An 11,447-nucleotide genomic window follows, 5' to 3' on the forward strand; every position below is an offset into this window, starting at 1 on the left:
TAACCGAGCCCGTTCAACAGAGGCAATCACTATGACCAGCATGGAACCCGGCGCCACCGGGGTCGATCCGCGCCTGAGCTTCGACGACCCGTTACTCGACGGCCTGCTGATCCTCTGCAAACTGCATGGCGCCACGGTCAGTCGTGCCAGCCTGAGCGCCGGGCTGCCTCTGAACAAGCAACGCCTGAGCCTCGATCTGCTGCCCCGTGCAGCCGCGCGGGCCGGATTGCAGGCGCGGCTGTTGCGCCGTGACCTGAAAGACATTTCGCCGCTGAACCTGCCGATCCTGCTGCTGCTCAACGACGGGCGCACTGCCGTGCTGCGGCGCTTCGGCGAGGATGGCAAAGCCCTGCTGCTGCCCAGCGAAGCCGACGGCGGCGAGCAATGGGTCAGCCGCGAAGAACTCAGCGAACACTACAGCGGCCAGGCCTTGTTCGCCCGTCCGCGCCACGAACTCGAAGACCTGCGCGCGCCGCTGGTGCCACGGGTAAATGCGTGGTTTCGCGACACCCTCAAACTGTCGAAATGGCTGTACAGCGATGCGATCCTCGCCAGTTTCCTGATCAACCTGCTCGGCCTGATGGTGCCGCTGTTCGTTATGCAGACCTACGATCGCGTGGTGCCCAATCAGGCGACCTCGACGCTGTGGGTGCTGTCGATCGGTTTGCTGATCGGCACCGGTTTTGAACTGGTGCTGCGCGTGGTGCGTGCGCATCTGCTCGACACCGCCGGCAAGAAAACCGATGTGATCCTCTCGGCAACGTTGTTCGAGCGCATCACCGGCATGTCGATGAAAGCGCGGCCGGCGACCATCGGCGGCTTTGCCCAGAGCATTCACGACTTCCAGGGCCTGCGTGAATTTCTCACTGCCGTGACCCTAACGAGTCTGATCGACTTGCCCTTCGTGGTGTTGATGCTCGTAGTGATCGGCCTGCTCGGTGGCTGGCTGGTGGTGATTCCGCTGCTGGCGTTTCCGATCACCATCATCTTCGCCATGGCGATTCAGGTGCGCCTGCGTGACACCGTGCAGAAAAGCCTGAGCCTCGGCGCCGAGCGTCAGGCAGTGCTGATCGAAACCCTCGGCGGTCTGGAAACCCTCAAGGCCTGCGGCGCCGAAAGCGAGCGCCAGCACAAATGGGAAAGCACCCACGGCGCCCTCACCCGCCTCGACAGCCACGCACGCAACCTGTCGGCCCTGGCCACCAACGGCACTTTGTTCATCCAGCAGTTTTCCGGGATGGCGACGATTGTTGCCGGGGTCTACAGCATCATTGCCGGCAACCTCAGCGTCGGCGCGCTGGTTGCCACTTACATGCTCGGCAGCCGCGTACTCGCCCCGCTCGGCCAGATCGCCGGGCTGATCACCCGCTACCAGCAAGCGCAACTGACCATGAAAAGCACCGACGCGCTGATGGCCCTGCCGCAGGAACGCGACGGCAAACAACGGCCACTGGAACGCACGCAGCTGCAAGGCGCCCTCGACGTCAGCGGCGTGACGTTCCACTACACCGGCCAGAACGCACCGGCGCTGAGCGAGGTCAGCTTCAGCCTGAAACCCGGCGAGCGGGTCGGCATCATCGGCCGCAGCGGCTCCGGCAAAAGCACGTTGGCGCGGCTGGTCATGGGCTTCTACGAAGCGGAACAAGGCCAGTTACTGCTCGACGGCCTCGACCTGCGCCAACTGGACGTGGCTGACCTGCGCCAGCAGATCGGTTATGTCGCCCACGACTTGCCGCTGCTGGCCGGCAGCTTGCGTGACAACCTGACCCTGGGCGCGCGTTACATCAGCGACTCTCGCATGCTCGAAGTTGCCGAACTGACTGGTGTCACCGAACTGGCCCGGCAACACCCGCAAGGCTTCGACCGACCGGTGGGCGAACGCGGACAACTGCTATCCGGCGGCCAACGCCAGGCAGTATTGCTGGCGCGCGCGCTACTGCTCGATCCGCCGATCATGCTGCTCGACGAACCCACCAGCGCCATGGACAACAGCAGCGAAGACGCGCTGCGGCAGAAACTGCATGGCTGGGTGCAAGGCAAAACCCTGCTGCTGGTCACCCACCGTACCTCGATGCTGAGCCTGGTGGACCGGTTGCTGGTACTGGATAACGGCCGGGTCGTCGCTGACGGCCCGAAAGAAGCGGTCATCGATGCACTGCGCAAGGGCCGTGTCGGCTCGGCGGCGGTCTAGGAGTTACGCCATGCCTGCTTCCTCCGATAGCAACAAGCGCGGTTACTTCGACAGCTTCGGCAAAAGCGCCGAAGCCGAGTTCATGCCGGAAACCGCTGGCGCGGCGTTGCAGGATTCGCCGCGCAAATCGCGGATCACCGTGTGGCTGGCGGCAGCGCTGCTGATCGCCGCTCTGGTCTGGGCCAAATTTGCGGTGCTCGAAGAAGTCACCATGGGCGAAGGCAAGGCGATTCCGTCGAGCAAGGTTCAGGTGATCCAGAACCTTGAGGGCGGCATCGTCACCGAGATTTTCGTTCGCGAAGGCCAGATGGTCGGCAAGGGTGACACCCTGTTGCGTCTGGATGACACGCGCTTTCGCTCGAACAAGGGCGAAAGCGAGGCCGACCGGTATGCGCTGACCGCGCAAGTCGAACGGCTGTCAGCGGAGGCCGAGGGGCGCCCCTTCAAACTCTCCGCTGAAGTCATCGCCAAAGCGCCGCAAGTCGCCGAGGACGAACGCTCACTTTACGAGCAACGCCAACGGCGCCTGGCCAGCGAACAGCGCACCCTCAGCGAACAATTGCGGCAGAAAACCCAGGAGCTGGCCGAATTTCGCTCCAAGCAGGGCCAGTTCAGCTCGAGCCTGGCGCTGCTGCAACAAGAGATGAACATGTCGGAACCGCTGGTGAAAACCGGCGCCGTGTCACCAGTGGAAATCCTCAGGCTCAGGCGCAGCGCCGTGGAAATCCGTGGTTCGCTGAACGCCACCACGCTGGCGATTCCCCGCGCCGAATCAGCGATTGCCGAGATCCGCAGCAAGATCGACGAATCCGAGCAGACCTTCCGTTCCGAGGCCGCCAAAGAGCTGAATGAGAAACGCACTGACCTGTCGAAAATCACCGCTTCGAGCATCGCCATCGACGACCGCGTCAGCCGTACCACGGTGACTTCGCCGGTGCGCGGGGTGATCAAGCAGATGAAGGTCAACACCATCGGCGGCGTGGTTCAGCCGGGCAGCGACATGGTCGAAATCGTGCCGCTGGAAGACAACCTGCTGATCGAAGCCAAGGTCCGCCCGCAAGATGTCGCGTTCCTGCATCCGGGCCAGAAAGCCATGGTCAAGTTCAGTGCCTACGACTACACGATTTACGGCGGGCTGAGCGCCAAGCTCGAACTGATCGGCGCCGATACGATTACCGATGACAAGGGCAACAGCTTCTATCTGATTCAAGTGCGCACCGACAAGAATCACCTGGGCGGCGACGTGAAACCGCTGCTGATCATCCCGGGGATGGTGGCGACGGTGGACATTATTACCGGTGAGAAAAGCGTTTTGGATTACTTGCTCAAACCGGTGCTGAAAGCGCGGACTGAGGCGATGCGCGAGCGCTAGTGATCTTTGAATTGCGGTGATTGATCTGGCGCTTCGCGAGCAGGCTCGCTCCCACAATTGGAATGCGTTTCCCTGTGGGAGCGAGCCTGCTCGCGAAGAGGCCCGCACAGACAATGATCATCTGTCGCCATGGTTACGCTGAAAGGTCTCCTCCCCCATCGCCGCAATCTGCCCTTCGATCAGCGCTTCAAACGGCTTGAGCAACGGCGCAAACGTCGTCGGCGCTTCGAGGGTGTCCAGCGCCTGGACGATCGCCTCGATCGTCGATAGCGCCCCCGGCCCCGGTGCCTTGCGCAAGCGATAGCGCGACACGCCGCCCTCGGTCAGAGTCACCCGTGGCAGCGCCGCCAGCAGCGGATTGAGGTGCAGCATCTTGCGCGCTTTGCGCCAGGTGCCGTCCGGGACGACCAGCAACATTGGCTGATCATTTGGCACGTAAACCTGCAACGGCTGCGCATCCTCAGCCGGGAACAGCAAGCGCGCCTGATAGCCCGGCCGGTTCAACAGTTTCGGCAAATCCTCGAATACCTCGCCAACAATCAGCTCGGCATTGCTCAGCCCCAGCGCCGCCAGCCGCGCGGTATTCAGGGCGTGACTGACCTCGCTCGGATGCTGCAGCACTAACACGCGCGTGCGGCTGTCGAGGTGCGGAATCAACGGGCACAGGCAGTGGGTCTGGGGGCGCAGGCAGCGCGGGCATTGGGCTCGGGACATGATGGGTTACGCCTGATTCAATTGCGCTTTGAGCAAATCGCGGAAGGTCTGGATCAGCGGCTCGCGGCTGCGGCCCCTGCGCATGATCATCGAAAACGGCGCCTGATAACCGAAGGTTGCCGGCAGCAGAACACGCAGATCACCCTTGTCGGCCCAGGCCTGCGCGTAGTGCTCGGGCAGATAACCAATGTAGGCGCCGGAGAGCACCAGAATCAGCTGCGCTTCCATACTTTCCACAGTCGCGGCACTGTGTTTGAAACCGTGCCGGGCCAGTTCCGCCTGACTCCAGTAACCGCGCCCGACCATCCGTTGCTGGGTGATGACCTGCTCGGGGATGCGCCGTTCGTTGAACAGTGGATGGCGACTGCTGCAATACAGCCAGTGCTGCTCGCGGTACAGCGGCATGTAGACCAGACCGCTCATGCGCGTGGAAAACGCACCGATGGCCAGATCGAGGCGATTGTCCTGCACGCCGAGTTGCAATTCATAAGGACTCATCACCGACAGGTGCAGATGCACCGCCGGGTGTTCCTGGCTGTAGGCGCCGATGGCTTCGGCAAACGGCAGGGCCTTGTCGCTGACCGTGGAATCGATCACCCCGAGATTGAGCGTGCCGCGCAGTTCGCCCTTGAGCGCGGCGGCGTATTGCTCGAAGCCTTCCAGCTCGGCGAGCAGGCGCAGGGTTTCCTGATGGAACAGCTCGCCCTTGCTGGTCAGGCTGAAGCCACCGCGCCCGCGATGGCACAGCACCAGACCGAGCGCGGCTTCGAGCTGGCTCATGTAGGTGCTGATCGCCGAGGTCGACAGGTTGAGTTCCTGCTGCGCATTGGCAAAACCCTGATGACGCACGACGCTGACGAAGATGCGCAGGAGTTTCAGGTCGGGTAAAGCGTTGGCCATGCGGCTCTCCAAACATCTGTCGAACACTGATGACTTTGTGGTGAGGGGATTCATCCCCGACCGGCTGCGAAGCAGTCGTAATTCGATGCACGCGGGGTGCCTGATGAACCGAGCCGCAGGAATTGGGGCGGCTTCGCCACCCTTCGGGGATAAATCCCCTCGCCACATGGGGTCAACACCTGAGGCGGAGTCTATCCCGGGCCTTGGCATTAGTTTAGAAAAATCTGAACTAAGTTTTTGCCCGTAGCGATTCTTCCCCGCCACTACATTTCGCATGATCGGCCCCACAGCGGCGTCCGAACCTGTGCTCAACGGCGCGCCGGCATAAATAAAACAAAGACGATGAGGCCCTACCCGTGGACAAGATTCTTCACCAACCACTGGGCGGCAATGAAATGCCGCGCTTCGGCGGCATCGCCACCATGCTCCGACTTCCCCATGTACCGACCGCTGCCGGCCTAGACGCTGCCTTCGTTGGCGTGCCGCTGGACATCGGCACTTCGCTGCGCCCCGGCACCCGCTTCGGGCCGCGCGATATCCGCACCGAATCGGTGATGATCCGCCCGTACAACATGGCCACCGGCGCCGCGCCGTTCGACTCGCTGTCGGTGGCCGACATCGGTGACGTGGCGATCAACACCTTCAACCTGCTCGACGCCGTGCGCATCATCGAAGAAGCCTACGACAATATCCTCGAGCACAACGTCATCCCGATGACCCTGGGTGGCGACCACACCATCACCCTGCCGATCCTGCGCGCAATCCATAAAAAGCACGGCAAGGTAGGCCTGGTGCACATCGATGCCCACGCTGACGTCAACGATCACATGTTCGGCGAGAAGATCGCCCACGGCACCACGTTCCGTCGTGCCGTCGAAGAAGGTCTGCTCGATTGCGACCGCGTGGTGCAGATCGGTTTGCGTGCCCAGGGTTACACCGCCGACGACTTCAACTGGAGCCGCGATCAGGGCTTTCGCGTGGTGCAGGCCGAAGAGTGCTGGCACAAGTCGCTGGCGCCGCTGATGGCGGAAGTACGCGAGAAAGTCGGTGGCGGTCCGGTGTACCTGAGTTTCGACATCGACGGTATCGACCCGGCTTGGGCGCCCGGCACCGGCACCCCGGAAATCGGCGGCCTGACCACCATTCAGGCGATTGAAATCATCCGTGGCTGCCAGGGCCTCGACCTGATCGGTTGCGATCTGGTAGAAGTCTCGCCCGCTTACGACACCACCGGCAACACCTCGCTGCTGGCCGCCAACCTGCTGTACGAAATGCTCTGCGTACTGCCTGGCGTGGTTCATCGCTGAGGGTCGGGTCATGCACGCACGTGATCAGGTTTTGCACGCGGCCGCCGAGTTGGTCGCCGCGTTTGCCCGTAATGATCGCGAAGCTTACTTCGGCGCATTCAGCGCCGATGCCAGCTTCGTTTTCTACACCCTCGACCAGCCATTGCTGTCGCGCGACGCCTATCAGGCGTTGTGGGACCGCTGGCGTGCCGAGGATGGATTCGAGGTGCTGTCGTGCACCTCGAGCAACGCCTTCGTCAGCCTGCACGGTGACGTGGCGATTTTCATCCATGACGTGGCCACCGAGCTGCGCATGCAAGGGGAGCAACACTTCAGCCAGGAGCGCGAGACGATTGTTTTCAGAAGACAAGCGTCAAGCCTAGAACAACAAGGCCTATGGCTGGCCTGTCACGAACATTTGTCCGCAATGCCGGAAGGGCTGCCACCCCCTTAGCCAATGGTGACGCTCACGCACGATGAGCGCGCCTGATGATCGGAGCAGATCATGAATAACAACAACAACGAAAAAAGCCTTAGCAGCATCGAAACAAACGGGGTCGAACAGATCCCGGATCATGAGCGCGACGCCCGACCCAGCGACCTGTTTCGCTTGATCTTCGGCGGCGCCAATACGTTTGCCACCGCGGTGCTCGGCAGCTTCCCGGTGCTGTTCGGCCTGTCGTTTCAGGCCGGTGTCTGGGCGATTGTGCTGGGTGTGGTGGTCGGTGCGCTGATCCTCGCGCCAATGGGCCTGTTCGGCCCGCTCAACGGCACCAACAACGCCGTGTCTTCCGGTGCGCACTTCGGCGTGCACGGGCGGATTGTCGGGTCGTTCCTGTCGTTGCTGACGGCGATTGCGTTCTTCTCGCTGTCAGTGTGGAGCTCGGGTGATGCGCTGGTCGGCGGTGCCAAACGCCTCGTTGATCTGCCGGAAACCGACCTGACCCTGGGCCTGGCCTACGGTCTGTTCGCGCTGCTGGTGCTGACCGTGTGCATCTACGGTTTCCGCATCATGCTGTGGGTCAACCGCATCGCGGTGTGGGCCGCGAGCCTGTTGTTCCTGCTCGGCATCTTCGCCTTCGCCCCTGCATTTGACAGCCAGTACGCCGGCAGCGTGGCGCTGGGTCAGGCCGGGTTCTGGGCGGCATTCATCGGCGCGGCACTGGTGGCGATGAGCAACCCGATTTCCTTCGGTGCGTTCCTCGGCGACTGGTCGCGCTACATCCCGCGTGAGACGCCGAAGGGCCGGATCATGCTGGCGGTGATCGCCGCGCAACTGGCGACGTTGATCCCATTCCTGTTCGGCCTTGCCACCGCCACCATCGTCGCGATCAAGGCGCCGGACTACATCGCCGCGAACAACTATGTCGGCGGCTTGCTGGCCGTGTCGCCGAGCTGGTTCTTCCTGCCGGTGTGCCTGATTGCGGTGATCGGCGGCATGTCCACCGGCACCACGTCGCTGTATGGCACCGGGCTGGACATGTCCAGCGTGTTCCCGCGCGTGCTCTCCCGGGTCAAGGCGACCTTGCTGATTGGCGTGCTGTCGATCGCCTTCATCTTCATCGGCCGGTTTGCGGCGAACCTGGTGCAGAGCGTGTCGACCTTCGCCGTGCTGATCATCACCTGCACCACCCCGTGGATGGTGATCATGATCATCGGCCTGCTGGTGCGGCGCGGCTTCTACTGCCCGGATGACCTGCAAGTGTTCACCCGCGGCGAACAGGGCGGACGCTACTGGTTCAACCACGGCTGGAACTGGCGCGGTCTCGGTGCATGGATTCCGAGTGCGCTGGTCGGCCTGTGCTTCGTCAACCTGCCGGGGCAGTTCGTCGGCCCGCTGGGCGAACTGGCCGGTGGCATCGACATCAGTTTGCCGGTGACATTGGGCCTGGCGTCGGTGGTGTATCTGACGCTGCTGCGTTTGTTCCCCGAACCTCGGGAGGTGTTCGGACCAACGGATGTGCGCAGCCAAAGCAACGATGCCCCGGCTAAACCCGCCATGCGCCAAGCCGCCTGAATAAACGCAAAACCCTGTGGGAGCGAGCCTGCTCGCGAAAGCGATCTGTCAATCACATCTTTATTGAATGTGCGTGCGACTTCGCGAGCAGGCTCGCTCCCACAGGAAGCCTTGCAGACCCCATTTGCTTGACCATAAAAAAGACAATCGGAGACACGCCATCATGGCTTTGGATTTATTCGTCGTACTCATTTATGCCGCTGCGATGCTGATTCTCGGCTACTACGGCATGCGCAAGGCCAAGACCCACGAAGACTATCTGGTTGCCGGGCGTAATCTTGGACCGTCGCTGTACATGGGCACCATGGCAGCAACCGTCCTCGGTGGTGCCTCCACCGTCGGCACCGTGCGTCTGGGTTACGTGCATGGCATCTCCGGATTCTGGCTGTGCGCGGCACTGGGCTGCGGCATCGTCGCGCTGAACCTGTTCCTCGCCAAGCCCTTGCTGAAACTCAAGGTATTCACCGTCACCCAGGTCCTGGAGAAGCGCTACAACCCGATGGCGCGCACCGCCAGTGCGACCATCATGCTCGCTTACGCGCTGATGATCGGCGTGACCTCGATTCTGGCGATCGGCACCGTGCTGCAAGTGTTGTTCGGTCTGCCCTTCTGGATCTCCGTACTGCTGGGCGGCGGTATCGTGGTGATTTACTCAACGATCGGCGGCATGTGGTCGCTGACCCTGACGGACATCGTCCAGTTCGGCATCCAGACAGTGGGCCTGATGTTCGTGTTGTTGCCGATCTGCCTTTATCGCGTAGGCGGCTGGGATCAACTGGTCGCGCAACTGCCGGCGGCCAGCTTCAACTTCACCAGCATCGGCTGGGACACGATCATTACCTACTTCATGATCTACTTCTTCGGCATCCTGATCGGCCAGGACATCTGGCAGCGTGTGTTCACGGCAAAAAGCGAAAAAGTCGCCAAATACGCCGGCACCTCGGCCGGGATCTACTACATCATTTACGGTCTGGTCTGCGCCTTGATCGGCATGGCTGCGCATGTACTGATTCCGGATCTGGACAACGTCAACAACGCCTTTGCCGCCATCGTCAAAGTCTCGCTGCCTGACGGCATCCGTGGCCTGGTGATCGCCGCCGCACTGGCGGCGATGATGTCCACCGCCAGCGCCGGCCTGCTCGCCGCGTCCACCACCCTGACCGAAGACCTGCTGCCGAAACTGCGCGGCGGCAAACAGTCCAACGTCGCGGTCAGCCGTCTGTTTACGCTGCTGACCGGGATCGCGGTGTTGGGCATTGCTCTGGTCGTCAACGACGTGATCAGCGCCCTGACTCTGGCTTACAACCTCTTGGTCGGCGGCATGCTGATTCCGCTGATGGGGGCGATTTTCTGGAAGCGTGCGACTACTGCCGGGGCGATCAGCGCGATGACGCTGGGCTTTGTCACGGCGCTGGTATTCATGGTCAAGGACGGCATGGACGCGAACTCGCCGATCTATTACAGCCTGGGTGTCAGCCTGGTGAGCTTTGTACTGGTCAGCCTGTTCTCGCCGCGCCCGGCGACCGTGGCAACGGCGGTGTGAATCGACTGTAACGACTTGATGTTTTCTTCAGCGGGTGTGGCGTCGGTAGCCGCACCCGTTTTTTTTTGCCTGATAAAAAACAAAAGATCGCAGCCTTCGGCAGCTCCTACACTTTGTAGAAACTGCCGACGGCTGCGATCTTGAAATCTCTGATCGCAGGTACTAACGGCGACGTGGCTGGCGTCGGCGCTGTTCGTCGTCCGTGCGAATCGGTACCGGTTGCAGAGGCGGTTCGATCAAACCGAGGGCAACTCCCAAATCGTGCAGCCAGTTCTGGATTTTCTCTTTCATCGTCATGCCCCCTTCAGGGTGGTGCTGAGCAGCCGGAATTCTGAGGCCGCTTCGCACTGATAATAGTCCGAAGTCCTACGCAATGCTCAGCCAAATCCGCAATGATCTGTTACTGAATTGAACAGAATCTGTTGCGATTGGTTCACGCTGTTTCACGGACTTCATGCAAAGCCACGGGATAGACCGCTTGCTGCACGTCGATCCAGGCATTCAGGTTGGCCCCGGCCATACCCTTGCGCCACATGAGCCACGTTGTCGCACCCGCGAACGGCTCGGCCAACGGATGCACGGCGACGCTTTCGCGACCTGGCAAGCTGGCCAACATCGACTCGGCCATCAACGCCACACCACTGCCGGCAATCACACAGGCGAGCATGCCCTGATACGACTCGATCTCCATCGGCCGGCCCATCGCCGCGTGGTAGTGAGAGAACCACGCTTCCAGACGCATGCGATATGAACAGCCCTGACGGAAGGTGAATACCGAGCGCCCTTCCACGTCCCGCGCACTGTGCACCGGTGGATGGTCGATTTCGGTGATCAGCACCAGGCGTTCTTCGCACAGCGGCACGCCATCGAGCCCGGCCAATTCCAGCGGTCCGTCGACCAATGCCGCGTCGAGGCGACCGGTGAGCAACCCTTCAAGCAGTTCGCCGGTCGGCGCCGATTGCACCTGCAAATTCACCATCGGGTATTGCTTGTGATAACGCGCCAGCAACGCCGGCAGATGGATCGCCGCCGTGCTGTACATGGTGCCCAGCACGAAATCCCCGGCCGGTTGCCCGCCCATCACCGCCGCACTGGCCTGATCGCGCAGAGCGAAAAGTTTGCCGGTGTAGTCGAGCAAAACCTTGCCCGCCGGCGACAACTGCAAGCGCTGCCGTTCGCGGACGAACAGCTCAACGCCCAGTTGCTCCTCAAGCTGTTTCAGGCGCGTCGACAGATTTGATGGCACCCGATGCAGGCGCTCGGCGGCGCGGGTGATCGAGCCTTCCTCGGCGACCGCCTGGAATATCCGCAGTTGGCTGAATTCCACCTGCTTTCTCCTGAACAGAACAAGTTACTCACTATTATTCAATTTTAAAGAAAGTCAATCGAACCTAGCCTGACGGTCATTGCTGCTTTGAAGGAAG

General features: G+C 61.6%; 10 protein-coding genes. 6 read left to right on the top strand and 4 right to left on the bottom strand.

Annotated elements, in window-relative coordinates:
- Window positions 1–31: 31 nt before the first annotated feature.
- Window positions 32–2,191 carry a type I secretion system permease/ATPase gene (locus AC0IXA_RS07045; RefSeq protein ID WP_217879519.1) on the top strand — a complete coding sequence of 720 codons (2,160 nt, stop codon included), beginning with the start codon at window positions 32–34 and terminating at the stop codon, window positions 2,189–2,191.
- A 10-nt stretch (window positions 2,192–2,201) separates the two neighbouring features.
- Window positions 2,202–3,563 carry an HlyD family type I secretion periplasmic adaptor subunit gene (locus AC0IXA_RS07050; protein ID WP_039761043.1) on the top strand — a complete coding sequence of 454 codons (1,362 nt, stop codon included), beginning with the start codon at window positions 2,202–2,204 and terminating at the stop codon, window positions 3,561–3,563.
- Between the two features lie 117 nt (window positions 3,564–3,680).
- On the opposite strand, the gene AC0IXA_RS07055 is transcribed toward AC0IXA_RS07050, so the two are convergent.
- Together AC0IXA_RS07055 and AC0IXA_RS07060 are read right to left on the bottom strand one after the other, a co-directional pair.
- Complete coding sequence (locus tag AC0IXA_RS07055; RefSeq protein WP_471812326.1) at window positions 3,681–4,277, bottom strand: tRNA-uridine aminocarboxypropyltransferase; 597 nt, start codon at window positions 4,275–4,277, stop codon at window positions 3,681–3,683.
- Window positions 4,278–4,283: 6 nt separating this feature from the next.
- A complete protein-coding gene (locus tag AC0IXA_RS07060) occupies window positions 4,284–5,177 on the bottom strand; it encodes a LysR family transcriptional regulator (protein ID WP_007956593.1) in 894 nt (297 codons plus the stop codon).
- 356 nt (window positions 5,178–5,533) lie between these two features.
- On the opposite strand from AC0IXA_RS07060, the gene speB reads away from it, so the two are divergent.
- The 4 genes from speB to AC0IXA_RS07080 all read left to right on the top strand — a co-directional run bounded on the left by speB (window position 5,534) and on the right by AC0IXA_RS07080 (window position 10,023).
- Window positions 5,534–6,484: an agmatinase gene (speB, locus tag AC0IXA_RS07065; protein ID WP_039761035.1), complete on the top strand. Its 951-nt coding sequence runs from the start codon at window positions 5,534–5,536 to the stop codon at window positions 6,482–6,484.
- Window positions 6,485–6,494: 10 nt separating this feature from the next.
- Entirely contained in the window at window positions 6,495–6,917 is a 423-nt protein-coding gene (locus AC0IXA_RS07070; RefSeq protein WP_471812329.1) for a YybH family protein, read from the top strand.
- Between the two features lie 51 nt (window positions 6,918–6,968).
- Entirely contained in the window at window positions 6,969–8,480 is a 1,512-nt protein-coding gene (locus AC0IXA_RS07075; protein ID WP_460094045.1) for a purine-cytosine permease family protein, read from the top strand.
- A gap of 163 nt (window positions 8,481–8,643) precedes the next feature.
- Complete coding sequence (locus AC0IXA_RS07080; protein WP_471812331.1) at window positions 8,644–10,023, top strand: sodium:solute symporter family protein; 1,380 nt, start codon at window positions 8,644–8,646, stop codon at window positions 10,021–10,023.
- 162 nt (window positions 10,024–10,185) lie between these two features.
- Here the strand turns inward: AC0IXA_RS07080 and AC0IXA_RS07085 are convergent, their stop codons facing one another.
- Together AC0IXA_RS07085 and ptrR are read right to left on the bottom strand one after the other, a co-directional pair.
- Entirely contained in the window at window positions 10,186–10,314 is a 129-nt protein-coding gene (locus AC0IXA_RS07085) for a PA1414 family protein (protein ID WP_003184145.1), read from the bottom strand.
- 142 nt (window positions 10,315–10,456) lie between these two features.
- On the bottom strand, window positions 10,457–11,350 hold the full coding sequence (gene ptrR / locus AC0IXA_RS07090; RefSeq protein ID WP_076566500.1) for a putrescine utilization regulator PtrR: 894 nt from the start codon (window positions 11,348–11,350) through the stop codon (window positions 10,457–10,459).
- Between the last annotated feature and the right edge of the window lie 97 nt (window positions 11,351–11,447).

It is taken from the genome of Pseudomonas sp. AC083 (genome assembly GCF_979253165.1).